Origin of the sequence: Janibacter hoylei PVAS-1 (genome assembly GCF_000297495.1) — a bacterium.
GTDB lineage: Bacteria > Actinomycetota > Actinomycetes > Actinomycetales > Dermatophilaceae > Janibacter > Janibacter hoylei.
This window is the reverse complement of record NZ_ALWX01000023.1, coordinates 42,922-66,782: the sequence shown is the minus strand read 5'-3', so window position 1 is coordinate 66,782 and position 23,861 is coordinate 42,922. Positions and strand designations below refer to the sequence as shown.

Annotated in this window: 19 protein-coding genes, 1 tRNA gene, 1 pseudogene and 1 riboswitch; of the genes and pseudogenes, 8 read left to right on the top strand and 13 right to left on the bottom strand. The window is 71.6% G+C overall.

The features are described from left to right. Positions 1-505: 505 nt before the first annotated feature. A complete protein-coding gene (locus tag B277_RS06625) occupies positions 506-1,708 on the bottom strand; it encodes an aspartate aminotransferase family protein (protein WP_007926463.1) in 1,203 nt (400 codons plus the stop codon). A 130-nt stretch (positions 1,709-1,838) separates the two neighbouring features. Between B277_RS06625 and B277_RS06620 the strand changes: the two genes are divergently transcribed. Both B277_RS06620 and B277_RS06615 read left to right on the top strand, forming a co-directional pair. After that, positions 1,839-3,320 (top strand): NAD-dependent succinate-semialdehyde dehydrogenase, encoded by a 1,482-nt coding sequence (locus B277_RS06620; RefSeq protein WP_007926462.1) that lies wholly within the window; start codon positions 1,839-1,841, stop codon positions 3,318-3,320. A 25-nt stretch (positions 3,321-3,345) separates the two neighbouring features. Next, the gene (locus B277_RS06615; RefSeq protein ID WP_007926461.1) at positions 3,346-3,678 is read left to right on the top strand and encodes a DUF952 domain-containing protein; all 333 of its coding nucleotides are present in this window, start codon (positions 3,346-3,348) and stop codon (positions 3,676-3,678) included. A 15-nt stretch (positions 3,679-3,693) separates the two neighbouring features. Here the strand turns inward: B277_RS06615 and ybaK are convergent, their stop codons facing one another. Continuing rightward, positions 3,694-4,200, bottom strand: a complete 507-nt coding sequence (gene ybaK / locus B277_RS06610; RefSeq protein WP_007926460.1) for a Cys-tRNA(Pro) deacylase — start codon at positions 4,198-4,200, stop codon at positions 3,694-3,696. Positions 4,201-4,212: 12 nt separating this feature from the next. Beyond that, positions 4,213-5,673, bottom strand: coding sequence for a protein adenylyltransferase SelO (locus B277_RS06605; protein ID WP_007926459.1), 1,461 nt, complete (start codon positions 5,671-5,673; stop codon positions 4,213-4,215). A 184-nt stretch (positions 5,674-5,857) separates the two neighbouring features. Here B277_RS06605 and ppk2 point away from each other — a divergent pair, with 184 nt between their 5' ends. The 3 genes from ppk2 (at position 5,858) to B277_RS06590 (ending at position 8,315) form a co-directional block, all read left to right on the top strand. Continuing rightward, the gene (ppk2, locus tag B277_RS06600) at positions 5,858-6,748 is read left to right on the top strand and encodes a polyphosphate kinase 2 (RefSeq protein WP_007926458.1); all 891 of its coding nucleotides are present in this window, start codon (positions 5,858-5,860) and stop codon (positions 6,746-6,748) included. A 226-nt stretch (positions 6,749-6,974) separates the two neighbouring features. Beyond that, positions 6,975-7,661 carry a membrane protein YczE gene (gene yczE / locus B277_RS06595; RefSeq protein ID WP_051987921.1) on the top strand — a complete coding sequence of 229 codons (687 nt, stop codon included), beginning with the start codon at positions 6,975-6,977 and terminating at the stop codon, positions 7,659-7,661. Positions 7,662-7,699: 38 nt separating this feature from the next. After that, a riboswitch (SAM riboswitch) is annotated at positions 7,700-7,814 on the top strand. 33 nt (positions 7,815-7,847) lie between these two features. After that, on the top strand, positions 7,848-8,315 hold the full coding sequence (locus B277_RS06590; protein ID WP_007926456.1) for an OsmC family protein: 468 nt from the start codon (positions 7,848-7,850) through the stop codon (positions 8,313-8,315). A 21-nt stretch (positions 8,316-8,336) separates the two neighbouring features. Here B277_RS06590 and B277_RS06585 read toward each other — a convergent pair whose 3' ends face one another. The 3 genes from B277_RS06585 to B277_RS06575 form a co-directional block, all read right to left on the bottom strand. Then, entirely contained in the window at positions 8,337-10,232 is a 1,896-nt protein-coding gene (locus B277_RS06585) for a SelB domain-containing protein (RefSeq protein ID WP_040881008.1), read from the bottom strand. Further along, the gene (gene selA / locus B277_RS06580; RefSeq protein WP_007926452.1) at positions 10,229-11,581 is read right to left on the bottom strand and encodes an L-seryl-tRNA(Sec) selenium transferase; all 1,353 of its coding nucleotides are present in this window, start codon (positions 11,579-11,581) and stop codon (positions 10,229-10,231) included. Before selA ends, B277_RS06585 begins: the two co-directional genes overlap by 4 nt. A 41-nt stretch (positions 11,582-11,622) precedes the next feature. After that, a tRNA-Sec gene (locus tag B277_RS06575) sits at positions 11,623-11,718 on the bottom strand. A gap of 81 nt (positions 11,719-11,799) precedes the next feature. Here B277_RS06575 and selD point away from each other — a divergent pair. Together selD and B277_RS06565 are read left to right on the top strand one after the other, a co-directional pair. Continuing rightward, positions 11,800-12,801, top strand: a complete 1,002-nt coding sequence (gene selD, locus B277_RS06570; RefSeq protein ID WP_007926451.1) for a selenide, water dikinase SelD — start codon at positions 11,800-11,802, stop codon at positions 12,799-12,801. Beyond that, on the top strand, positions 12,798-13,190 hold the full coding sequence (locus tag B277_RS06565) for a rhodanese-like domain-containing protein (protein WP_007926450.1): 393 nt from the start codon (positions 12,798-12,800) through the stop codon (positions 13,188-13,190). The genes selD and B277_RS06565 overlap by 4 nt, the downstream gene beginning before the upstream one ends. Before the next feature lie 99 nt (positions 13,191-13,289). Here B277_RS06565 and B277_RS06560 read toward each other — a convergent pair whose 3' ends face one another. From B277_RS06560 to B277_RS06530, 6 genes and pseudogenes are all read right to left on the bottom strand, one after another. After that, positions 13,290-13,718 carry a hypothetical protein gene (locus B277_RS06560; RefSeq protein WP_007926449.1) on the bottom strand — a complete coding sequence of 143 codons (429 nt, stop codon included), beginning with the start codon at positions 13,716-13,718 and terminating at the stop codon, positions 13,290-13,292. A gap of 92 nt (positions 13,719-13,810) precedes the next feature. After that, positions 13,811-15,082 (bottom strand): L-lactate MFS transporter, encoded by a 1,272-nt coding sequence (locus B277_RS06555; protein ID WP_007926448.1) that lies wholly within the window; start codon positions 15,080-15,082, stop codon positions 13,811-13,813. Positions 15,083-15,125: 43 nt separating this feature from the next. Beyond that, positions 15,126-16,271, bottom strand: coding sequence for an NrfD/PsrC family molybdoenzyme membrane anchor subunit (gene nrfD / locus B277_RS06550; RefSeq protein ID WP_007926447.1), 1,146 nt, complete (start codon positions 16,269-16,271; stop codon positions 15,126-15,128). After that, positions 16,268-17,407 carry a 4Fe-4S dicluster domain-containing protein gene (locus B277_RS06545; RefSeq protein WP_007926445.1) on the bottom strand — a complete coding sequence of 380 codons (1,140 nt, stop codon included), beginning with the start codon at positions 17,405-17,407 and terminating at the stop codon, positions 16,268-16,270. Before B277_RS06545 ends, nrfD begins: the two co-directional genes overlap by 4 nt. Continuing rightward, a pseudogene (gene fdh, locus B277_RS18975) lies at positions 17,407-20,725 on the bottom strand (formate dehydrogenase). The gene B277_RS06545 and the pseudogene fdh overlap by 1 nt, the downstream one beginning before the upstream one ends. Before the next feature lie 143 nt (positions 20,726-20,868). Further along, a complete protein-coding gene (locus tag B277_RS06530) occupies positions 20,869-22,401 on the bottom strand; it encodes an SDR family NAD(P)-dependent oxidoreductase (RefSeq protein WP_007926441.1) in 1,533 nt (510 codons plus the stop codon). 216 nt (positions 22,402-22,617) lie between these two features. Here B277_RS06530 and B277_RS06525 point away from each other — a divergent pair, with 216 nt between their 5' ends. Continuing rightward, positions 22,618-23,265 carry an HAD-IA family hydrolase gene (locus B277_RS06525; protein ID WP_007926439.1) on the top strand — a complete coding sequence of 216 codons (648 nt, stop codon included), beginning with the start codon at positions 22,618-22,620 and terminating at the stop codon, positions 23,263-23,265. Positions 23,266-23,290: 25 nt separating this feature from the next. On the opposite strand, the gene B277_RS06520 is transcribed toward B277_RS06525, so the two are convergent. Then, the gene (locus B277_RS06520) at positions 23,291-23,815 is read right to left on the bottom strand and encodes a ferritin (protein ID WP_007926436.1); all 525 of its coding nucleotides are present in this window, start codon (positions 23,813-23,815) and stop codon (positions 23,291-23,293) included. Positions 23,816-23,861 lie beyond the last annotated feature (46 nt).

Genomic DNA, 23,861 nt, shown 5'->3' with positions numbered 1-23,861 from the left:
CCCGCACGGTCGGTGCCTCAGCGCACCTTGAAGGTGTAGAAGTACGGACGCTGCCGCGGGAAGGTGAAGTTGCCGTCGGCGTCGGCCTGCATCCAGCGCGTGAAGCACACGGTCCGCTCGTCGGGGCCGGGGTAACCGTCGGTGTCTGCGCCGGACCCGCCCCTGGCCCTCTGGACGTCCTGGACGTTGCGCCGGGTGTACGTCGGAAGGTCGAGCCCGCCTGGTAGCCGTCGCCGTGGTGGTGGCGGTCGTAGCCCCTTGGCGATCAGGCCCTTGTCGTGCGTGCGGACGGCCGGGTGGCTCTTGCCGAGGACGAAGGCGCCAGTGCCCGAGTAGCAGGCGGGGGGGCGCCCCCGCCGTCGCCGAGCTCCTCGGCGACCTCGCGGTGGAGCCGCTGGCCGCGACCGTCGACCCACTGCCCGATCGGCACGGTGTCCGGGACCCCGCGGCGCATCGGACGACGTCAGAGGGGGGGGCCCGCGACGGTCTGACGGGCGAAGGGGGGTCAGACCTCGGCGAGGACCTTGCCCCAGATGTCGAGTGCCTCGTCGACCTGCTCGGCGGTGACGACGAGCGGCGGGATCATTCGCACGACGTTCATGTGGGCGCCGCAGGTGAGCAGGAGCAGGCCCTTCTTGGCGGCCAGCTGCTGCGCCGCCTGGGCGCGGGCCGTGTCGGGCGTGCCGTCGGCCGCGGTGAACTCGCTGCCGACGAGCAGGCCGAGGCCGCGCACGTCGCCGATCCCGTCGACGGCGGCGGCCTTCGCGCCCTCGAGCAGCTGGGTCCCGCGCTCGGCGGAGTTGGCGACCAGGCCCTCCTCCTCGATGACCTCGAGGGTGGCGACGGCCGCGGCGCACGCGACGGCATTGCCGCCGTAGGTGCCACCCTGCGAGCCCGGCCACGCCTTGCTCATCAGCTCCTCGCTCGCCGCGATGCCGGAGATGGGGAAGCCGGAGGCGATCCCCTTCGCCAGCGTGATGATGTCGGGCTGCACGTCGAAGTGCTGGTGACCGAACATCTTGCCGGTGCGGCCGAAGCCGGTCTGGACCTCGTCCATGACGAGGAGGATCCCGTGCTTGTCGGCCCGCTCGCGCAGACCCTGGAAGAAGGCGGTGTTGCCGGGGATGTACCCCCCTTCGCCGAGGACCGGCTCGACGATGAAGGCGGCGGTCTCCTGCGGCGAGGTGAGCGTCGCGAGGATGTAGTCGAGCTCCTTGAGCGCGAAAGCGGTGGCCTCCTCCTCGCTCCAGCCGTAGCGGTAGGCGGTGGGGAAGGGGGCGACGTGCACCCCGCCCATGAGCGGGCTGAAGCCGGCTGAGAAGCGGGTGCCGGAGGTCGTCATCGTCGCGGTCGCGACGGTGCGGCCGTGGAATCCGCCGTGGAAGACGATGACATTGGGCCGACCGGTCGCCTGGCGCGAGAGGCGCAGGGAGGCCTCGAGCGCCTCGCTGCCGGAGTTGGCGAAGAAGAGGCTGTCGAGGTGTGCCGGGAGCACCCCCTGCAGCTTGTCGACGAGGGCGAGCAGCGGCTGGTGCATGACGGTCGTGTACTGGCCGTGGATGAGCTTGCCGACCTGCTCCTGCGCGGCGGCGACGACCTTGGGGTGGCAGTGGCCGGTGCTCACGACGCCGATGCCGGAGGTGAAGTCGAGGTGGCGGTTGCCGTCGACGTCGAAGACCTCCGAGCCGAGGGCGTGGTCGATCGTCACGGGGGGTGGCCTGCTTCAGCAGGGGGGACAGCGCTGTCATCGGGACCTCCGAGGTCGGGTTGTTCGTCTGATTGTTGACAATACGTCTACGGTTGGGGAGACGGCAAGGACGCTGACGAAGGAGCCTTCCATGACGACCACCGACACGCCACAGGTCACCCGCGAGCAGGAGCGCGAGGCCATCGCCTCGGTGCCCACCGGCCTCTTCATCGGGGGCGAGTGGCGCACGACCCGCGCGACGATGCCGGTCGACGACCCCTCGACCGGCGAGCACCTCGTCGAGGTCGCCGACGCCGACCCCGACGAGGCCGCTGCGGCCCTTGACGCCGCCGTCGCGGCGCAGGCGGAGTGGGCTCAGGTGCCGCCCCGCGAGCGCAGCGAGATCCTCACCCGGGCCCGTGACCTCATGCTCGCCGACGTCGACCGGCTGGCGCTGATCATGACCCTCGAGATGGGCAAGCCCGTGGCGGAGGCGAAGGGGGAGGTGGCCTACGCCGCCGAGTTCTTCCGCTGGTTCGCCGAGGAGGCCGTGCGCATCGACGGCGGCTACATGACCGCGCCGGCGGGCGGCTCGCGCTTCCTCGTCGCCAAGCAGCCGGTCGGCCCGTGCATCCTCATCACCCCGTGGAACTTCCCCATGGCGATGGGCACCCGCAAGATCGGGCCGGCCATCGCCGCAGGGTGCACGTCGGTCGTCAAGCCCGCCGCCGAAACCCCACTGTCGACCCTCGCGCTCGCCGACATCCTCGTGCAGGCGGGCCTGCCGACGGGTGTGGTCAACGTCGTGACGACGAGCAAGAGCGACGACGTCATGCGCCCGATGATCCTCGACCAGCGCTCGCGCAAGATCTCCTTCACCGGGTCGACCCCGGTCGGCAAGCACCTGCTCGAGCTCGCCGCGAAGACCGTCATGCGCACGTCGATGGAGCTCGGCGGCAATGCGCCCTTCCTCGTCTTCGACGACGCCGACCTCGACGTCGCCGTCGACGGGGCCATGGCGGCGAAGATGCGCAACATCGGCCAGGCCTGCACCGCGGCCAACCGGATCCTCGTGCAGCGTCCGGTCGCCGAGGAGTTCGCCCGTCGCCTGGGGGAGCGGATGGGTGCCCTGCCGATGGGGCGCGGTGTCGAGGATGGCGTCGTCGTCGGCCCGCTCGTCAACCAGAAGGCGGTCAACAAGGTCGACGAGCTCGTCCGCGATGCGCTCGACCGCGGGGCGACCGCGCAGCTCGGCGGCGCCCCCGCGGACCGCGACGGCTACTTCTACCCGGCGACCGTGCTCACCGGCGTGCCCGCGGAGGCGCAGATGGGCAGCGCCGAGATCTTCGGCCCGGTCGCGGCGATCACCGAGTTCGACACCGAGGAGGAGGCGATCGCGCTGGCCAACGACACCCCCTTGGGCCTGATCTCCTACGTCTTCACCCAAGGCCTCGACCGCGGTCTGCGGGTAAGCGAGGCGCTCGAGGCCGGCATGGTCGGCCTCAACCAGGGCGTCGTCTCCAACCCCGCCGCCCCCTTTGGCGGGATCAAGGAGTCCGGCGTCGGCCGCGAGGGCGGCTTCACCGGCATCGACGAGTTCCTCGAGACGAAGTACATCGGCATCAAGGTCTGACGTCCGACGCGGCAGGATGGGAGCCATGACCCTCCAGCACATCGCCCTCGAGTCCGACTGGCAGGCGGCGCAGTCCGCCGGCAGCTATCCCGTGTCCACGCGCGGGCGGACGATCGCCGAGGAGGGGTTCATGCACTGCAGCGGGTCGGCGGAGCAGCGCGACGGGGTGGTGGCCCGCTTCTACGCCGACGTCACCGAGCCGCTCCTCGTCCTGACGATCGACGAGGCCTCGCTCGAGGGGCACGGCCTCGACGTGCGCTACGAGCCGGCGGTCCTCGGTGGCGACGAGCTCTTCCCGCACGTCTACGGCGGTGACCTGCCGATCGGGTGCGTCAGCCAGGTCGACCGCCTCCGCTGACCGACGAAGGAGGAGTCAGCTCCCCTTTGCGATGGCGGCCGTGATCGCCCCGGTGACGTCGACGAGGTCACCCGGCGCGAGCTCCAGGTCCAGCCCCCGCCGCCCACCGCTGACGAAGACGGTGTCGTGGGTGAGGGCTGACTCGTCGAGCACCGTTGTCAGAGAGCGCTTCTGGCCGATCGGGCTGATGCCGCCGACGACGTAGCCGGTGGTCTTCTCGGCGAGCGCTGGGTCGGCCATGCCGGCCTTCTTCGCGCCGACGGCCGCGGCGAGGGCCTTGAGGTCGAGCTGGTGGTCGACGGGCACGATGCCGACGACGAGCCCGTGGTCGCGGGGCAGGTCGGTCTGTGCGAGCAGCGTCTTGTAGACCCGAGCGGGCTCGACCCCGAGCGCCTCTGCGGCCTCGAGCCCGTAGGACTCGGCCCGCGGGTCGCGGTCGTACGGGTGCTCGGTGAACTCGATGCCCGCGGCGGCCAGCGCTCGTGTGGCCGGGGTGGCGCCGCCCTTCGCCTTCTTGCCCATGGGCCCAGTGTCCTAGGTCCCGCAGTAGGTGATGTAGCCGCGGGTGAAGTCGGGGTCGGCCGGCTCGGCGTAGCGCCCCCACTCCTCCCGCTCGTCGAAGGGGGACCGTAGCGCCTCCAGCAGCTGCTCGAAGGGGGCGAGGTTGCCCGTGTGCGCCACGGCGAGAGCCTCCTCGACGAGGTGGTTGCGGGGGATGTGGACCGGGTTGGTCTCATCCATGATCGCGGCGCTGGCCGCGGGGTCCTTGCCCTCGCCGTGCAGGCGGGTCCGCCACCGGTCCTGCCAAATCTGCCACCGCGGCAGGTCCTGGATGCGGTCCAGGGTCGGCGTCGGCTCTTCGCGCAGCACCCGGGCGAGGTCGCGGAAGAGGCCGGTGAAGTCCAGCGCCTCCGCCGCCGCGACCTGCAGCAGGTCCTCGACGAGCCCGGTGTCCTCGGCGACAGCGCGGCTCAGGCCGAGCTTGCGCCGCAAGAGGTCGAGCCGGTGCTGCTCGTAGGCCGGGGTGAAGGCCTCGAGCCGCTCCTGCGCCTGCGTCACGAGGTCGTCGGCCTCGCCCTCGGCGAGCGGGATGAGGCACTCGGCGAGCCGCGCCAGACCCCACGTCGCCATCGTCGGCTGCGCGGAGTAGCGGTAGCGGCCACCGGTGTCGACGCTGCTGAAGAAGGTCTCCGGGTCGTAGGCGTCGAGGAAGGCGCACGGGCCGTAGTCGATCGTCTCGCCGGAGAGGGTCATGTTGTCGGTGTTCATCACCCCGTGGATGAAGCCGAGGGACATCCACTGCGCGACGAGTGCGGCCTGTCGCTCGACGACCGCGGACAGCAGCGCCATCGGGTCCCGCGGCGGCACGTCGGGGTGGTGGCGGGCGCGCGCGTGCTCGACGACGGCAGCGAGCTGCTCGCGGCTGCCCTGGCTCGCGACGAGCACGAGCGTGCCGATGCGCAGGTGCGAGGCCGCGACCCGGGTGAGGACGGCGCCGGGCAGGGGCCGTTCACGCAACACCTGCTCACCGGTCGCGACGGCGGCCAGGGCGCGCGTCGTCGGGACGCCGACCGCGTGCATGAACTCGGAGACGAGGACTTCGCGCAGCACCGGGCCGAGGGCCGCACGGCCGTCACCGCCCCGGGAGAAGGGAGTGCGCCCGGACCCCTTGAGTGCGATGTCGCGGCGTCGGCCGTGGGTGTCGACGACCTCCCCGAGCAGATGCGCCCGACCGTCGCCGAGCATCGGGGAGAGATGACCGAACTGGTGTCCGGCGTAGGCCTGGGCGATCGGCTCGCAGCCGTCGGCGATGGCATTGCCCGCGAGGACGGCCACCCCCTCTGGGGAGCGCAGCTCCTCCGGGTCGAGGCCGAGCTCGACGGCGAGGCCGTCGTCGAGCGCCAACAGCTCGGGGGCGCGCACGGGGACCGGGTCGACCCGGACCCCGAGCCAGCCGAGGTCGCGGACGAAGGTGTTGTCGCAGGGCCACCTCATGCCCCCACCATCGCAGACGCTCACGCGCGTCGAGCAGGTGGCCGGCCCAGTGGAGCGCTGCGTGATGACGTCGTCGGGCTGGCTGCCCCCTTCGGGTGGACGATGCCCTCCTGCACGGTGACCCACGGGGTTCGCGTCGTCTGGTGTCCACCTTCCGTCAACCTGACCTTGGTATCCATGACCCATGCAGCAGAACCTCCGCGAGTACATCGACCGGCTCACGGTCGAGGGCTACACCGTGCGTGACGACCAGGGCGACGACCCGATGCTCATCGCCCCCGACGGCAAGGCCGTCGAGACCTGGCGGGAGAACTACCCGTACGACGAGCTCATGGAGCGCGAGGAGTACGACGTCCAGAAGTACCTGCTGCAGATCGAGCTGCTGAAGTTCCAGTACTGGGCGCAGGACACGGGGCGCAAGTTCGTCGTGCTCTTCGAGGGCCGCGACGCCGCGGGCAAGGGCGGGACGATCAAGCGCTTCACCGAGCACCTCAACCCGCGAGGCGCCCGCGTCGTCGCCCTGACCAAGCCCTCGGAACGAGAGCTCGGGCAGTGGTACTTCCAGCGCTACATCCAGCACCTGCCGACGAGCGGCGAGATCGTCCTCTTCGACCGCTCCTGGTACAACCGCGCGGGCGTCGAGCGGGTCATGGGATTTTGCAGCGACGAGCAGTACGAGAGCTTCATGGACCAGGCCCCGAAGATCGAGCGGATGCTCGCCGACGCCGGGGTGCACGTCACCAAGCTGTGGTTCTCGGTGACCCAGCAGGAGCAGCGCACCCGCTTCGCCATCCGCCAGATCGACCCGGTGCGCCGGTGGAAGCTCTCCCCGATGGACCTCGAGAGCCTCGACAAGTGGGAGGCCTACACCGAGGCCAAGGAGGAGATGTTCCGCCGCACGGACACCCGCCACGCGCCGTGGACGGTCATCAAGTCCAACGACAAAAAGCGCGGCCGGATCAACGCGATCCGCTTCTTCCTCAACCAGTTCGACTACGAGGGCAAGGACTCGCAGGTCGTCTTCACGCCCGATCGCAAGGTCGTCTCCCGAGGCCGCAAGACCGAGGGCGACTGATGCCACCCGGTCCCTGAGCGGGTCCCACGTTCCGCGTGGGCGGTCGCTCAGCGACCGTCTCGAAGGTGGTCCCTGAAGAGGTCGCTCAGCGACCGTCTCGAAGGTGGTCCCTGAGGAGGTCGCTCAGCGACCGTCTCGAAGGTGGTCCCTGAGGAGGTCGCTCAGCGACCGTCTCGAAGGGCCGGCAAAGGTCGACATCGTGGCCGCCCGGGTGCAGGGTGACCCCGTGACCAAGGATGCTGCCACCCGCCTGCCCCACGGCCGGGCCCTCGCCGACATCGGCCCGATCGAGCAGCTGCGCGCCGGCCGCCTCGGCGTGCGCCTGCCGCTCCTGCTCGCCGGGCTCTTCCTCTACGGGGCGTCCATGGCGATGGTCCTGCGCGCGACCCTGGGGCAGATCCCGTGGGACGTGCTGCACGTCGGCGTCTCGCACCACATCCCGCTGAGCTTCGGCACGATCGTCATCGGCGTCTCGCTGCTCGTGCTGCTCGGCTGGATCCCCCTGCGGCAGAAGCCCGGTCTGGGCACGATCGGCAACGCCCTGCTCATCGGTCCGTCGGCCGACCTCGTGCTGTCGATCCTCGACGAGCCGTCCGGCACGGTCTGGCGGGTCGTCCTGCTGCTCGGCGGCGTGGTGCTCAACGGCGTCGCGACGGGCATGTACATCGGGTCGCAGTTCGGCCCCGGCCCGCGCGACGGTCTGATGACCGGCCTGGCTCGCATCACCGGTGGTTCGATCCGGGGCGTGCGCACCGGCATCGAGGTCGCCGTGGTCGCCGTCGGCTGGCTGCTGGGCGGCACCGTCGGGGTCGGCACGATCCTCTACGCCGTGGCCATCGGGCCGCTGGCACAGCTCTTCCTGCCGCTCTTCACGGTTGAGCTCGGGCGCCCCGTCCCACCCTCCAATACATAACTGGACATTATGGATCGGATCATGTCACGTTATGGGTAGGTCATGAGTCCCAGCGCGAAGCCCCGGCTGGCTGGGCGGCAACCCTCCTCCCTTCGGTGGGGTGCCCCGGGTGAGGACCTGGGCGCGGTCGACCGACCGGGCCAAGCGAGGGGCGTTGCCGCCCCCGTGACCCACACAGGAGCACCCATGTCCGCCACCGCATCGACCGTCCTCACCTCGAGCGTGCAGGGCCGCCTCGTCACCGGGACCGAGGTCGCGATCACCTCCCGCCAGCACGAGTTCACCATCGACGAGCCGGAGAGCCTCGGCGGCGCCGACCGGGGCGCAAACCCGATCGAGCACCTGCTCGCCGCCCTCGCATCGTGCACCGTCATCAGCTACCAGGTCTGGGCCGGCAAGCTCGGCATCGCGGTCGACTCCATCGACGTCGACCTCGAGGGCACGATCGACCTCGCCGGGTTCTTCGGCACCGACGAGACCGTGCGCCCCGGCTTCCAAGGGATCGAGCTAGGAATCCGGGTCGCCGGCCCGGCGAGCGAGGCGGACTACCGCCGCCTCGAGCAGGCCGTCGCCGAGCACTGCCCCGTCCTCGACAACCTGACGCTGGGCGTGCCGGTCACGACGTCCCTCGAGGTGGCTCCCGCCGCTGCCTGAGGGCCACGCCGGGGCTACTTACTATCGCGCGACCTCGCGCAGCGATCCGTCGACCCGTCGGGTCCAGCCACGTGAGTCGAGGTGCTCGAGCAGCGGCACGGCCACCCGGCGGGTCGTGCCGAGCGCCTGCCGGGCGGCGCTCAGGGTGAAGGGCTGCTCCAGCCCCGCCAGCACCCGCATCGCCCGGGCCGGACCGTCGGGCAGCAGCACGACGTCGTCGGGCAGTCGCAGCAGCCGCCCGAGGCGCGCGGCCGCGGCGAGCTCAGCAGGCCCTAGGCCGAGGTCGTCGAGGTCGCCCCGTTCCGGTGCATCGAAGGGGGAGTCCCGCAGCCTCCCTTCGACCGCCGCGACCCCCACCCCCGCGGGACCGAGGCCGGCCGCGGACGGATCGTGGACCCGGCCGCCGGTGATCGTCAGGTCGGTGCCCGAGACGAGGCTGCGGACGAGCTCGGGGCCGAGCGGCGCAGGGAGGTGCTCCGGCAGCAGCAGTGCCCTGGCGGCCTCGGCGACGGGCATCCCTGCGCTCAGGCGATCGGCACCGTGGTGGGCGGCGACCGACTCGACGAGCTCGGCTCGCCATGACTCCCAAGCCCGGGAGTCGACCAGCCAGTCGCCCTGCCGCACAGCGGTGCTCGGCACCGGCAGGCCCAGTCGTTCGAAAGTGGCGACGCGATCTGCCGACCGGGAGCGCAGACGGGTCGTCGCGAGATCACCTCCGGCCAGGGCCTCGGTGCGGCGGGCGGCGGCACCGCGTCGGGTCAGCGGGAGCGGGTCGACGTCGAGGACCCGCACGGCCCACAGCCGCCGGCTGCCCGGGTCGCGCAGGATCGCCCGGTCGCCCACCCGCCACGGCAGATCTACGCGCGCCGACAGCCGGGCGAGGTCGTCACCGAGCGGCCGCACGTGCACCGGCACGTCGATCGACCCCACGTGCAGCGTCGCCTGCTCCGGCACCCCCGCGCCGTCCTCGAGGTCGTGCGCACCCTGTGGCATTTCCCTAGGGACATGCGTCCCCGGTCGCATCTCCCTAGGGAAATGCGTCTCCTTCCGTATTTCCCTAGGGAAATGCCGGCCAGGCGCGCCACCCACCTCGGTGAGCCGCACGTCGACGGTCGGGGCGAGCGCCCAGGCCCCAGGGGTGAGCAGGGCGGCCGTGCGCCCGACCTGATCGACGCGGCGCAGGTTGACGGCCGTCCGTGACACCGGCCCGACCTCGTCGCGGGCCTCGTCCTGGCTGTGCAGCCCGCGGACCGTCACCTCGCGGGTGGAGCCGTGGTCGAGCAGCAGCAGCCGGTCGCCGGTGCGGATCGTGCCGGCCCCGAGCGTGCCCGTGACGACGGTGCCCGCACCCGATACCGAAAAGGCCCGGTCGCACCAGAGTCGCACTGCCGCAGCGGGATCCGGCTCGGGCAGCCGGGCGGCGAGGTCGGCGAGCGCGGTGCGCACGTCATCGAGGCCGATCCCCTTCGACGCTGCCACCTCGACCGCCGGCACGTCGAGACCGGCCCCGGCCAGGCGCCGACCCGCCTCGCCACGGACCGCTGCAATGCGGTCGTCGTCGGCGAGGTCGCAGCGGGCGATGACGAGCAGCCCGTCGGTGATGCCGAGCGCCCGCACGGCCGCGAGGTGTTCGCTGCTCTGCGCCTGCCAGCCCTGATCCGCCGCGACGACGAAGACCACGGCCGGCGCCGGCCCCAGCCCCGACAGCATCGTCCCGACGAACCGCTGGTGCCCCGGCACGTCGACGAAGGCCACCTCGGCCCCGCCCGGCAGCGCCGTCCACGCATAGCCGAGCTCGATGGTCAGGCCGCGCTCCTGCTCCTCGGCGAGCCGGTCGGGGTCGCGCCCGGTGAGGGCGCGAACGAGCGTGGACTTGCCGTGGTCGACGTGGCCGGCGGTCGCGAGCACCCGCCTCATGACGAAGGGGGCCCCGCGCCGGTCGCGTCGTGGGCAGCGCTGTCGCCCAACGCCGCTCGTAGAGCACGCTCGATGTCGGTGTCTCGCTCGGGCGGCACGCACCGGAGGTCGACCAGGCCCCGGCCGCCCTCGACCCGGGCCAGCACGACGGGCACGTCGCCCGGGGGCCGCCGCAGCCGCTCGACCGCCTCGACGGGCACCTCGAGAGCCCAGCCGGGCAGCGGTACGCCGGGGGCACCGCCACCCCCGACGCGGCCGTCGACTCCGACGACGTCACGATGCAGCGCCGCGGCCAGGGCGTCGACCCTCGGCCGCAGTTCGTCGGCGGTCGCGCGCAGGGCTGCGGTGACCGGTGGCACTGGGCCACGCACGGTCGCCTCGAGCGCGGCGAGGGTGAGCTTGTCGACCCGCAGGGCCCGGGCGAGCGGGTGGCGGCGCAGCCGCTCGACGACCTCGGCGTCACCGAGGACGAGGCCGGCCTGGGGCCCGCCGAGCAGTTTGTCGCCGCTGGCGGTCACGATCGTCGCGCCGGCGCGCAGCCAGGTCGTCGCGTCGGGTTCGTCGGGTAGCAGTGGGTCGGGGGTCAGCAGCCCGGAGCCGATGTCGGCGACGACCGGCACCGGTGAGCCGTCGGGCCGGGTCAGCCCGCGCAGCTCCTCCAGCCCGACCGACGTGGTGAAGCCGTCGACGCGGAAGTTGCTCGGGTGCACCTTGAGCACGCACCCGGTCTCGGGGCCGATCGCGTCGGCGTAGTCGCGCAGGTGGGTCCGGTTGGTCGTGCCGACCTCGCGCAGGCGCGCGCCGGTCGAGGCGATGAGGTCGGGCAGACGAAAACCGTCGCCGATCTCGACCATCTCGCCGCGCGAGACGACGACCTCGCGGCCGGCGGCCAGGGCGGTCGTTGCGAGCACGAGGGCGGCCGCGCCGTTGTTGACCGCTAGCGCACCAGCCGCGTCGGGCACGGCCTCGAGCAGTGCGGCCAACGCGCCGGCACCCCGTCGGCTGCGCGCCCCGGTCGTCAGGTCCATCTCGACGTCGACGTAGCCGGCGGCATCGACGACGGCCTCGATCGCGCTGGGGGACAAGGGTGCTCGCCCGACATTGGTGTGCACCACGACGCCCGTCGCGTTGAGCACCGGCCTCAGGGACGAGGCCCGGGCCGGGAGCGACGCCAGCGCCGCACCGGCCACGTCCTCCGGCGGGATCTCGCCGGCCCTCGCCCGCTGCTGGGCCGCGACGATCGCCGCGCGCACCACCGGCCGACCGAGACGCTCCGCCGCCGCGACGAAGGGGGGATCCGCCAGCAGCGTGTCCGTGCGCGGGATCGACCGGCGCGGGTCCTCGCTCACGGGCGCTGCTCCCTTCGTCGGGCGTGGTGGTCGTGCAGATCTGGCGGAGGCGGACGGGAATCGAACCCGCCAGACCGAGATGCTCGGCCTCACCGGTGTTGAAGACCGGGGGGACCACCAGGAACCCAGACGCCTCCGAGGGACACCCTAGACAGTCGGACGCCCGCGATGCCGATGGCGACCGCGGCTCTGACGAGTCCTGGACCTACGGTGGGTCCATGGAGCCGATCCGCCTGACCCAGTACGCGCGCGGCGGAGGCTGCGCCTGCAAGATCCCGGCCGGCGAGCTCGAGCAGATCGTCGCCGGTCTGCACGCCACCGCACCGCCGGGGTCAGACGTCCTCGTCGGGCTCGACGACGGTGACGACGCGGCTGCCGTGCGTATCTCCGGTGGTCAGGCCGTGCTGTCGACGACCGACTTCTTCACCCCAGTCGTCGACGACCCCTACGACTGGGGGCGGATCGCCGCAGCCAATGCCGTCTCGGACGTCTACGCCATGGGTGGCGACCCGGTCATGGCGATCAACCTCGTCGCCTGGCCGCGCGAGCTGCTGCCGACCGACCTGCTGCGCGAGGTCCTGCGCGGTGGGCTCGACATCGCCATCGAGGCCGGCTTCCCCGTCCTCGGTGGCCACAGCATCGACGCCCCCGAGCCGATCTACGGCATGGCCGTCACCGGCACCGCCGACCCCGAGCGGCTCATGCGCAACGACGCGGCGGAGGCCGGTCTGCCGATCAGCCTGACCAAGCCGCTCGGCGTCGGCGTGCTCAACAACCGGCACAAGGCGACCGGCGAGCGGAGCGAGGAGGCGATCGCCTCGATGGTCACCCTGAACCGCGACGCCTCCCGGGCCGCCATCGCGGCGGGCATCCGGGCGGCGACCGACGTCACCGGATTTGGTCTGCTCGGCCACCTCTACAAGATGACTCGCGCCTCGGGCATCGCCGCTCGCGTCGACGCCGCGGCCGTGCCCTACGTCGCCGGTGCTCGCGCAGCCCTTGCCGCCGGGCACGTCCCCGGTGGGTCGCAGCGCAACCTCGACTGGGTGCGGCCGCACCTCGCGGCCGACGGCATCGGCGAGGACGAGCTGATCCTCCTCGCCGACGCGCAGACCTCCGGCGGCCTGCTTGTCGTCGGCGAGGTGCCGGGCGCCCCGGTCGTCGGCGAAACGGTCGCGGCCGGCTCCCTCGGTGACGGCGTGCTCGTACAGGTCTCGTGAGCGAGGTCGACCGGGTCCTCGAGGCGGCTCGGGCCAGCCTGACTCGGTTCACCCCGCAGCAGGCCCACGACGCGGCGAAGGGGGGAGCCCTCCTCGTCGATACCCGCACCTCCGCGCAGCGGGCCCGGCAGGGCGAGCTGCCCGGCGCGCTCGTCATCGACCGCACCGTCCTCGAGTGGCGGCTCGACCCGACCTGCCCGCACCGCATCCCCGAGGCGCTGCCCGGGACCCGGGTCGTCGTGCTGTGCCGACAGGGCTACAGCTCGTCGCTGGCGGCGCACTCTCTTCGCTCGCTCGGGGTGGACGCCACCGATGTCATCGGCGGGGTCGAGGCCTGGGCCGCCGCCGGCCTGCCCCTGCACACCGGCCCCGCCGACATCCGGGAGTGACCGGTCGAGACGCGAGGATGCCCTCCGTGACCTCGCGGAGCGTCACGGAGGGCATCGGCCGGAACCGGGGCCCGGACGTGCGGGCTGGCGGGCTGCGCCTCAGACGGGGACGTGCCCGATGTAGTAGCGCTGCACGTAGACCTTGGAGATGTAGACGCTGCCGGTCTTCGTGAGCTTGCTGGCCGTCGGGTACATGGTGGAGCCGTAGCCGGTCGGGGTACGCCAGCTCTTGGTGCACCGCGTCACGTACTTCGAGCTGTTGGTGAAGGAGGCGACGGTGCCGAAGGCCGTCGGCTGCAGGTTGGCCTTGGTGGTGCCCTTGCCGACGACGCAGTACCGGTAGGTGGCTCCCGGGACGGGCTTGAAGGAGCGGCCCAGCGTCGTCCACGAGGAGTACGAGAGGGACTTGCCGACGGTGGACGTCGACACGGTGCTCCAGCCGGAGGCGTTGGCGGGTGCAGCGGTGGTGCCGGCGATGCCCGCGGCCATGGCCACCGCCGCGGCCACGCCGAAGAGTCGAGTGCGCATGTGGAGTTGTCCCCTGATCTCGTGATGGTGGCCGACCCCGTGCCAGCCGGGTAGAAGACTGCCAGAGCCGCACCACCGTGCGCCAGAGGTGATCAGGCGTGCTGCGGCTTCCTTGTGATGACGGGGATGATCGCCCCCACGAGGGCGATGACGCCGACGACGGTGAAGGCGAGCGTGTACGCCTGGTCCTCGCCGATGAGCCACGAGATGAGCAGCGGGCCGACGACGCCACCGATCGACCAGCCGATGAGCATCAGGCCGTAGATCGCGCCGGAGTTCTTCACCCCGAAGAAGTCTCCGGCGGTCGACGGGAGGGTGCCGAAGGCCCCGCCGTAGCAGGTGTAGACGATCGCGCACAGCACGTAGAAGGCGACCGCCGAGCCGGCGTGGGGGATCGCGAGCAGAGCGAGCCCCTGCAGGCCGAGGATGCCGATGAAAGCCGGCATCCGCCCGATCTTGTCGGAGACCGCCGCCCAGAGGATGCGGCCGCCGCCGTTGAAGAGGCCCATGACACCGACGAGGGTCGCGGCCGCCGCAGCACTCATGCCGGCGACGTCGGTCGCCGTGCCCGCGGCGACCGAGATGAGCGAGATGCCCGCCGTCACCGAGATCGTTAGGATGAGCGTCAGCAGGTACCACTGCGGGGTGCGCATCGCCTCCTGCTGGGTGAAGTCCTTGCCGGCGGTGCTGGCGGGAGCAGCCCCCTTCGCCGCGGCCGTAGCGCCGCCGACGGTGTAGCCGGCCGGGGGGTTCTTGAAGACCGAGGCGCCGACGAGACCCATGACGAGGTAGGCGATGCCGAGGTAGAGGAAGACCTTGGTCGGGTACTGCTGGAAGTCATCGCTCGAGTCGATGAGCCGCTGCGCGAGCGGCGAGGTGATGACCGCACCGAAGCCGAAACCACCGACGGCGATGCCGGTGATCAGGCCCCGCTTGTCGGGGAACCACTTCTGCAGCATGGCGATCGGCACGATGTAGGCCAGGCCGAGGCCGAAGCCGCCGAGCACGCCGTAGCCGAGGACGAGCAGCCACAGGTCGGAGGCATCGCGCGCGAAGCTCGCGAGGATGATGCCGATCGAGTAGATCGTCACCCCGACGAGGGCGACGAGTCGTGGCCCCTGCTTGTCCTGGATCCGCCCACCGAGGAAGGTCCCGACGAAGATCATGCCGATGGCGACCTCGAAGGGGATGGTCGCCTGCACCTTGGTCAGCTCCAGCGCCGACGGGTCGGCCTGGATCGCCTTGCTGAAGGTGCTCCACGCGTAGACCGCGCCGATCGCGAGCTGGACGAGGACGCCGCCCGCGAGGATGAGCCAGCGGTTGCCGCCGGCGCTCGTCGGGGCCTGCTCGGTTGCCGTGCTCATGGAATCTCCCACTGATCGGGTGCCACCGGAGGGTGACGCCGTGCTACCGGACGGTGACGCTGCTGTCGTGGACGATGCCCTCCCTGCGACGACGCTCGAGGCGGTCGCGCTGCACCCGGACGGTGTAGCGCGGGTCCTTGGCCGACTCGATGCCTGCCTCGACGATGCCCATGCGGGTCAGTGCCGACGCCGTGGCGAGGGCGGCGCCGGAGGCGATGGCGACGAGCCGACTGCGTCCGGCGAGCAGGGTGCCGAGACCGCCACCGATGGCGAGGGCGCGGGCCAGGCGCAGGCGACCGCCTGCAGTGCCGGTGCGCACGGGCTCGTCGATGCCCAGGTCGGTGAGGTGCTCCTCGAGGCGGTGCATGGCGAGCAGCTCGGTGCCGACACCGAGCAGCGCCAGTCGTCGCACCGGTCCGGCGAGGGCCGTGGGCGTGAGCACCATCTGCACGCCGCCGGCGGCCAGCGCGGCCGACCCGACGAAGACGAAGGGGAGCTGCCGCCGGCTCTCGTGCCACACCGGGTGCGCGGTGTCGGCGAGCAGCACCGCCGTGTAGGCCGCGAGCGGGGCGCCGAAGGCGGCCTGGCCGATGGTCGAGGGCGTGCCGAGGGCATCGGTGACCCGGGTGAGCGCGGGTACCGGACCACGGGAGGGCAGCAGGCGCAGCACCTCGGCGCCCGTGGTCACCCCGGCGAAGCCCGCGTAGGCGGACAGGATCCACGTGCCGACGGACATCGGTGAGGTGAGCTTGACCGTGCGCATCATGTTGAGGAAGCGCTCGGGCCGGCCGAGGTCGGCGACGAGAGCGATGCCGCTGAGGCCTACGGCAGCCATCGCCGTCAGGCGCGAGTTGCGTTGCAGCACGGAGTTGCCCGTGGCCGCAGCGCCCGCCTGGACGATGCCGGAGACACCGGCGATGCCGCCGACGAAGAGATAGGCGGAGATCTTGTGGTCCCACGGCACCGGCTTGACGATCGGCTGGCCGTAGTAGCTGCTGAACTCCGCGTCCGGCACCGCCGGCGCCTCGCGTCGGCCCCCGCCCTCGCGGGTGAGCCAGCTGCGGGCGGCGCCGGCCCTCCTCGGTCCCTGAGGTGCGACGGAGGAGCCTCGAAGGGACGCGCGGTCGCGCCGGCGCCGCCGACCACCCTCCTCGGGCGGTCGGTAGCTGTCGAAGGGAGAGGTCGTCACGATCGGCTCCCGAGGAAGGAGACGGCGACGGCGCCGAGCAGGCCGACCCCGGCGAGGCCGGCGGCGCGGAACATCTCGGGCAGGCGCTTGGTCGGGGCCTCGGGGTCCGGCGGCAGCCCGTACACCTCGGGCTCGTCGAGCAGGAGGAAGACCGAGCCGGTGCCGCCGACCCCGTCGTGCTCGTTGGCCCCGTAGAGGCGCGCCTCGGTGAAGCCCTGCTCGTGCAGCTGCGCCACGCGCGCCTTCGCCGTGGCGACCATGTCGTCGTGGGTGCCGAACTTGATCGACGTCGTCGGGCAGGTCTGCGCGCACGCGGGTGTCTGGTCGTGGGAGAGACGGTCGTAGCAGAGCGTGCACTTCTGCGCGACGCCCACGTTGGGCACGTGGTCGTCGGCCCGGACCGAGACACTCGCGTCGTTGCGTCGCTCGATGACGCCGAAGGGGCAGGCGCCGACGCAGTAGCCGCAGCCGTTGCAGATGTCGGCCTGGACGACGACCGTGCCGTGCTCGCTGCGGAAGAGCGCACCCGTCGGGCACACATCGAGGCAGCCGGCGTGGGTGCAGTGCTTGCACACGTCGGAGGACATCAACCAGCGAAACTCCGGCACCGCTCCGACCATCGGCACGCCGTCCGCGGTCAGGCCGAGGTCCTCTCCCGGTCCCTGAGGAGGCGCGCCAGCGCCGTCTCGAAGGGCGGCGAGCATGTCGGTCAGTGCGGGCCCGTGCCCCTCGATCGGCGCAGGCAGGGTGCCGTAGCCGGCCGGCGCCGCACCTCCGGTCCCTGAGGTCCGAGCTTGCTCTGCACGCGAGGAGTCTCGAAGGGACGGCATGCCCAGGTCCACGAGCCGCTGCCCGGACTCGCGGGCGGCCTCGATCCGCTCGCGGGTCTGCTCGACGAAGGCGACGTGTCGCCACGTGCTCGCACCGAGGTCGCCGGTGTTGTCGTAGGAGTTGCCGGTGATGGCCAGCCCGTCGAGCGGGATGCCGTTCCACTCCTTGCACGCGACCTCGCAGGCCTTGCAGCCGATGCAGATCGAGGTGTCGGTGAAGAATCCCTTGCGCTCGGGCGCCTCCTGCCACCCGGCGTCACGGGCCGGGTCGGTGGCCCCGGCGAGCTGGCGGGCGAGGTAGCCCATCACGGTCTCCCTTCGTCGTGGGGCTCGTCGCGGTGGGTGTTGCCCGTCTCGACGGTGGTGCCCGAGCGGGACTGGTACTCGGCGACGAAGCGCAGCAGCTCCTCCCCACGCGGCCGACGGCCGGGGATGATGTCGCACAAACCCACCTTCGACTCCTGGATCTGGACGTTGGGGTCGAGCGCGATGCCGAGCAGGTCGTTGGCCCCGTCGCCCTCGACGACGGCATCGCGGCCGACGCCCCAGTGGTAGGGCAGACCGATCTGGTGGATCGTGCGGCCCTTGATCGTCAGCGGGGTCATCCGCTCGGTGACGAGCACGCGTGCCTCGATGGCGCTGCGGGCCGAGATGAGTGTCGCCCACTCTCCGTTGACGAGGCCCTGCTGCTCGGCGAGCTCGGGCGAGACCTCGCAGAACATCTCGGGCTGCAGCTCCGACAGGTAGGGCAGCCACCGGCTCATGCCGCCGGCCGTGTGGTGCTCGGTCAGGCGATAGGTCGTGAAGACGAAGGGGTAGACGTCCGACCCCGGCTCGTCCCCGGAGGGACTCCACAGGTTGTCCTTGCGCGGGTAGACCAGCCGGGCCGGGTTGCGCTGCTGCCCGTAGAGCGGGTTGGCGACCGGTGACTCCTGCGCCTCGTAGTGCGAAGGGAGCGGACCGTCGACCATGCCCTTGGGCGCGAAGAGCCAGCCCTTGCCGTCCGCCTGCATGATGAAGGGGTCGTCGCCGGCGATGGCCGCCGGCCCGCCGACGTCAGGGTCGGGCCGGAAGGACGGGTCGCGGTCGACGGGGAAGTCGGGGACGTCCTTGCCCGTCCACTTCTGCTCCGTCTCGTCCCACCAGATGTACTTCTTGCGCTCGCTCCACGGCCGCCCCTGGGGGGTCGGCGGAGGCGCGGTTGTAGAGGATGCGCCGGTTCATCGGCCAGGCCCAGCCCCACTGCGCGGCGGTTTCGTCCTGCTCCGGCCCGGGCACGCGGTTGGCCGACTTGTTGACCCCGCCGGCGTAGACGCCGGTGTAGATCCAGCAGCCGCCCGAGGTCGAGCCGTCGGCCTTCATGTCGGCGAACTTGTCGAGCAGCTGCCCGGCCCGCTCGCCGGAGACGTGGTAGCCGTTGATCTCGCGCAGGACCGCCTCGGCGTCGGTCTCGCCGTGCTCGTCCTTGGGGTAGTCCCACGTGAGGTCGAGCAGCGGGCGGTCACGCTCGTCGGTCGAGTCGGCGAGGCGCTCGCGGATGCGCACGCCGAGCTCGTGGAAGAACTCGAGCTCGCTCTGCGCGTCGTTCGGCGGCTGCACGGCCTGGTGGTGCCACTGGAGCATCCGCTGGGTCTGGGTGAAGGTGCCCGACTTTTCCACGTGGTTGGCCGCGGGGAAGAAGAAGACCTCGGTGTCGATGTCCTCGGTCTTGAGCTCGCCGCTGGCGATCTCGGGGGAGTCCTTCCAGAAGGTCGCCGACTCGATGAGCTGGAAGTCGCGGACGACGACCCACTTGAGGTGCGTCATCGCCAGCCGCTGCATCTTGCCGTGGGCGGAGCCGACCGCGGGATTTTGCCCGAGCACGAAGTAGCCCTCGACCTCGTCCTCGAGCATCGACATCACCGTCTGGTAGGTGCCGTGGGCGCCGGTCAGGCGCGGCAGGTAGTCGAAGCAGAAGTCGTTGTCGGGGGTCGCCGCGTCACCGAACCACGCCTTGAGCAGGCTCGCGGTGTAGGCCGGCGCCTCGGTCCAGAAGCCCTTCTGCAGCGGCGAGGAGATGCTCGCCAGGTACTGCTCGAGGCTGTCGTGCGTGCCGACCACCGGCATCGGCAGGTAGCCGGGCAGGAGGTTGAAGAGGGTCGGGATGTCAGTCGAGCCCTGGATGCTCGCGTGCCCGCGCAGCGCCATGATGCCGCTGCCCGGTCGGCCGACATTGCCCATGAGCAGCTGGAGGATCGCGGCGGTGCGGATGAACTGCGCGCCGAGGCTGTGCTGGGTCCAGCCGAGGGCATAGGCGAAGCAGGTCGTGCGCTCGCGACCTGAGTTGCTCGTCAGCGCATCGGCGATCTCACGGAACTGCCACTGCGGGATGCCGCACACCTCCTCGACCATCTCGGGCGTGTAGCGCGCGTAGTGCCGCTTGAGCACCTGGAAGACCGAGCGGGGGTGCTGCAGAGTCTCGTCGCGCTCGACCTTCGCGTGCTCGAGCGCGGGCCCGGCCGCGCCGTGCTGGTCGCCCGCGGCGCGGGCGCTCTTGTGCGCTCCGTGCTCGTGACCACCGCTCGGGCCGCCGACCTCGTCGTCACTCGCCCCTTCGCCGTCCTCGCGTTCGGCGTAGGCCCACGAGCTCATGTCGTAGGTGCCGGTCCGCTCGTCGTAGCCGGAGAAGACGCCGTCGAGGTCCTCGGTGTCGACGAAGTCCTCGCCGACGAGCGTCGCGGCATTGGTGTAGGCCACGACGTAGTCACGGAAGAAGAGGTCGTTGTCGACGACGTGCTTGATGAGCGCGCCGAGCAGCACGACGTCGGTGCCCGCCCGGATCGCGACGTGCGTGTCAGCGATCGCGGAGGTGCGGGTGAAGCGCGGGTCGATGTGGATGATCCGCGCACCGCGGGCTTTGGCCTCGGAGACCCACTGGAAGCCCACCGGGTGGCACTCGGCCATGTTGGAGCCCTGGATGATGATGCAGTCCGCGTTGGCCATGTCCTGAAGGGACTGGGTGGCGCCGCCGCGCCCGAAGGAGGCTCCCAGACTGGGAACCGTGGCGGAGTGTCAAATACGCGCCTGGTTCTCGATCTGGATCGCGCCGGCCGCCGTGAAGAGCTTCTTGATGAGGTAGTTCTCCTCGTTGTCGAGGGTGGCTCCCCCGAGCGAGGCGATGCCCATCGTGCGCCGAAGGGGGCGGCCGTGCTCGTCGTGGTCCTGCCACTTCGCGCGGCGCGAGGCGAGGAAGCGGTCGGCGACCATGTCGATGGCCTCGTCGAGCTCGATCCGCTCGAAGTCCGTGGCCCCCGGCGCGCGGTAGAGCACGTGCGTCTGCCGGGTCGGCGAGTTGACCAGCTGCTCGCTCGCAGCGCCCTTGGGGCACAGGCGCCCCCGGCTCACCGGCGAGTCCGGGTCACCCTCGATCTGGACGACCTGCTCGTCCTTGACGAAGACGCGCTGGCCGCAGCCGACGGCGCAGTAGGGGCAGACGCTCTGCACGACGCGGTCTGCCGTCGAGGTGCGCGGCTCGGTCTCGCGCGTGCGGCGCGAGGTGACCGCGTTGCCGCGCCCGAGGAAGTCGCCCGAGGCCAGCTGCCGCAGCACGGGCCAGCCGAGGAAGGTCGAGTCCTTCGGTGCCATCGCTGCTTCTCCCTTCGTGAGACGACGTGCTCTGGATCACCGTAGCCCCTTCCGGTCCCTGAGGAGTGAGGCCGCCTGTGCCTGCCGACCTCCGGTCCCTGAGGAGGTCGCCCCGCGACCGTCTCGAAGGGACGCCAGCCCGCCTACCAGGCGTAGGGCTCGAAGTTCTTGAGGAAGACGCCGTAGAGGTCCTCGCCGCGCTCGCCACGGACGATCGGGTCGTAGACGCGGGCGGCGCCGTCGACGAGGTCGAGGGGCGCGTGCCAGCCCTGGGCGGCGATCTCGAGCTTTTCGTGGTGCGGTCGCTCGTCGGTGATCCAGCCGGTGTCGACCGCCGTCATGAGGATCTTGTCGGTGTCGTACATCTCGCCGGCGGAGGTGCGGGTCAGCATGTTGAGCGCCGCCTTGGCCATGTTGGTGTGTGGGTGGCCGGCGCCCTTGTACCGGCGGGAAAACTGCCCCTCCATCGCCGAGACGTTGACGACGTAGGCCCGGGCGGCGTCGCCGACGACCTGGCGGCGGCGCTCGACTGCCGCCCGCATGGCCGGGCGCAGCCGCGAGACGAGGAGGAAGGGGGCCACCGAGTTGCACATCTGCACCTCGAGCAGCTCGAGGGGGTGGACCTCGTCGACGGTCTGCTTCCACGAGTTGGTCGTGACGACGTCGGGGAGCAGCCCGCCGGCGTCGACGGCAGTGCCCGCGAGGTGGGCCTCGAGGGAGGCGTTGCCGGCGGACAGGGCCAGCCGGGTCAGGTCGGCGGCGCTGCGCCCGGTGAGCTCCTCGTGCGGCACGGGATGCTCGCCGAGCGTCCCGACGAGCGCGGCGGGGTGGGCATCGCTCACCCGGTCGAAGGAGATCGTCGCCGATGTCGGCCCGGCGATCTCGAGGGGCTGCGACTCGCCGTCGACGAGCTGGCTGTAGGCGCCGGGGGAGCGGCGCACCGTCTGGCAGGCGTTGTTGATGAGGATGTCGAGCGGCCCGCGGGCGGCGATCTCGTCGGTGAGCGCGACGACCTGGGTCGGGTCGCGCAGGTCGATGCCGACGATCGTCAGCCGGTCGATCCACTCCGGCGAGTCCGCGAGCTCGGCGAAGCGCCGGGCCGCGTCGCGCGGAAATCGGGTCGTGATCGTCAGGTCGGCCCCGTCACGCAGCAGCCGCAGCGCGATGTACATGCCGATCTTGGCCCGCCCACCGGTGAGCAGCGCACGGCGACCGCGCAGGTCGGTGCCCTGGTCGCGGCGGGTGTGGCTCATCGCGGCGCAGTCCGGGCAGAGCCAGTGGTAGAAGGCGTCGACGAGCGTGTAGTCGGCGTGGCAGATGTAGCAGCCGCGCGGGATCTGCAGCTCCCCGACGAAGCGGCTCTCGCTCGTCGCGGCGAGCGGGATCCCCTTCGTCTCGTCGTCGATGCGCAGCGGTGAGCCGGTCGCGGTCTTGTCGAGCACGGCCTGGTCGTGCGCCATCTTGGGGCCGCGCTCGGCCTGCCGGGCCTCCCGCCGCCGGGCCTTCTTCACCCGGTTGTACATCGTGCCGGCGGCCCGCTTGACCTTGGCGATGTCCTCGTGGCCCGGGGGCAGCTCGTGCAGCATCCCCAGGACACGAAGGGTGGTGGCCAGGTCCTCGGGGTCGACGCCGGCCACGTCGGGCGTGGTCGAGGCGTCGTCAGGGGTGGTGCTCACGGGGTTCGAGGATACGGCCCACACCCACCCCGACCCGCCACCTGCGCATTTCCCTAGGCAAATGCGATCCCCCCGCCGTTTCCCTAGGCAAATGCGCACCCCCTGCGCATTTGCCTAGGGAAATGCGCAGGCCATGTGGCGGGCGCAGCCCCTTGCCCCTCCCCGCCGGGAGCGGAGCGGCTCCCTTCGTCCGGACGGGACACCTAGGGTCGAGCCATGAGCCTCGCCGACCGCACCTTCGCCGCCGTCATCTTCGACAACGACGGCACCCTCGTCGACTCGACCGGCTCGGTCGAGCGCTCGTGGGTACGGTGGGCGGTCGAGCACGGGGTCAACCCCTACACGCTCGTCGGCCACCACGGCATGCCGGCGGCGGCGATCATCGCCTCGGTCGCGCCCCACCTCGACGCGGCCGCGGCACTGCGCCGGATCGAGCAGCTCGAGGTCGACGACGTCGAGGGAGTCATCGCGCTGCCCGGTGTGCACGACGCGCTGGAGGCGCTGGCGCACGCGCCTGTCGCCGTGGCGACCTCGGCGACCCGTGACCTTGCCACGGTCCGGCTCGCGGCCGCCCGCATCGCCATCGACGAGGTCGTCACCTTCGACGACGTCGAGCGGGGCAAGCCGCACCCCGACCCCTTCCTCCTCGCGGCGCAGCGTCTCGGGGTCGACCCGGCCGACTGCCTCGTGTGCGAGGACGCGCCGAGTGGCATCACCGCGGCCCGGGCGGCCGGCTGCGCCGTGCTCGCCGTGACGACGACGAGCGAGGCCGGCGCCCTCTCGGACGCCGACCTCGTGGTGAGCTCGCTCGTCGACGTGACCTTCGCGGTCGTGGACGGTCGGGTGCGGGTCAGCCCGCGCTGACCCCCTTCGCGCTGGCTCCCGTCGATCAGGCGCCGGCCTGCGGCGGGGCGGTGGCGTCCGCGCCGCCGGTCCCCAGGTCCCGCTCGACGTAGGTCTCGATGTCGTTGAGGTCGTCGGCGCTGCGCTGGGCCACGGTCAGCAGGTCCTGCATCGTCGAGACCTCTTCGACCTGCTCCTTGATGAACCACTGCATGAACTGCTCGGCGGCGAAGTCGTTGTCGTCCCGCGCGACCCGGGTCAGCTCGTTGATCTGCTGGGTGACCCTCTTTTCCTGGGCGACGGCGAGCTCGATGGGCGTGACCACGCCGTCGAAGTCGCTGGTCGGGGCCGGGGTTGCGGGGATGCGCACCGGCTGGTCGGTGTCGAGCAGGTACTGGACCATCATCATCGCGTGGCCGCGCTCCTCGGCGGCCTGACGGTAGAAGAAGCCCGCCAGCTGCGGCAGCGTCATGCTCTCGTAGTGGGCGGCGATCGCGAGGTACTGGTGGTGGGCAGCGAACTCCTCGCCGATCTGGGCGGTCAGCTGGGCGGCGAACTTCGACGTGGTCATGGGGCCTCACGCTAGACCCGTGTCTGGAACCGTTCCAGCAAGGACA

Bases quoted from the DNA above. Each gene is read 5' to 3' on its own strand.
- ybaK (WP_007926460.1), bottom strand. From the start codon at position 4,200: ATGGGCAAGAAGGCGAAGGGCGGCGCCACCCCGGCCACACGAGCGCTG.
- B277_RS06520 (WP_007926436.1), bottom strand. From the start codon at position 23,815: ATGACCACGTCGAAGTTCGCCGCCCAGCTGACCGCCCAGATCGGCGAG.
- B277_RS06605 (WP_007926459.1), bottom strand. From the start codon at position 5,673: ATGAGGTGGCCCTGCGACAACACCTTCGTCCGCGACCTCGGCTGGCTC.
- B277_RS06555 (WP_007926448.1), bottom strand. From the start codon at position 15,082: ATGAGCACGGCAACCGAGCAGGCCCCGACGAGCGCCGGCGGCAACCGC.
- selD (WP_007926451.1), top strand. From the start codon at position 11,800: ATGGAGCCGATCCGCCTGACCCAGTACGCGCGCGGCGGAGGCTGCGCC.
- B277_RS06615 (WP_007926461.1), top strand. From the start codon at position 3,346: ATGACCCTCCAGCACATCGCCCTCGAGTCCGACTGGCAGGCGGCGCAG.
- B277_RS06590 (WP_007926456.1), top strand. From the start codon at position 7,848: ATGTCCGCCACCGCATCGACCGTCCTCACCTCGAGCGTGCAGGGCCGC.
- B277_RS06620 (WP_007926462.1), top strand. From the start codon at position 1,839: ATGACGACCACCGACACGCCACAGGTCACCCGCGAGCAGGAGCGCGAG.
- B277_RS06525 (WP_007926439.1), top strand. From the start codon at position 22,618: ATGAGCCTCGCCGACCGCACCTTCGCCGCCGTCATCTTCGACAACGAC.
- B277_RS06560 (WP_007926449.1), bottom strand. From the start codon at position 13,718: ATGCGCACTCGACTCTTCGGCGTGGCCGCGGCGGTGGCCATGGCCGCG.
- B277_RS06585 (WP_040881008.1), bottom strand. From the start codon at position 10,232: ATGAGGCGGGTGCTCGCGACCGCCGGCCACGTCGACCACGGCAAGTCC.
- B277_RS06545 (WP_007926445.1), bottom strand. From the start codon at position 17,407: ATGGGCTACCTCGCCCGCCAGCTCGCCGGGGCCACCGACCCGGCCCGT.
- ppk2 (WP_007926458.1), top strand. From the start codon at position 5,858: ATGCAGCAGAACCTCCGCGAGTACATCGACCGGCTCACGGTCGAGGGC.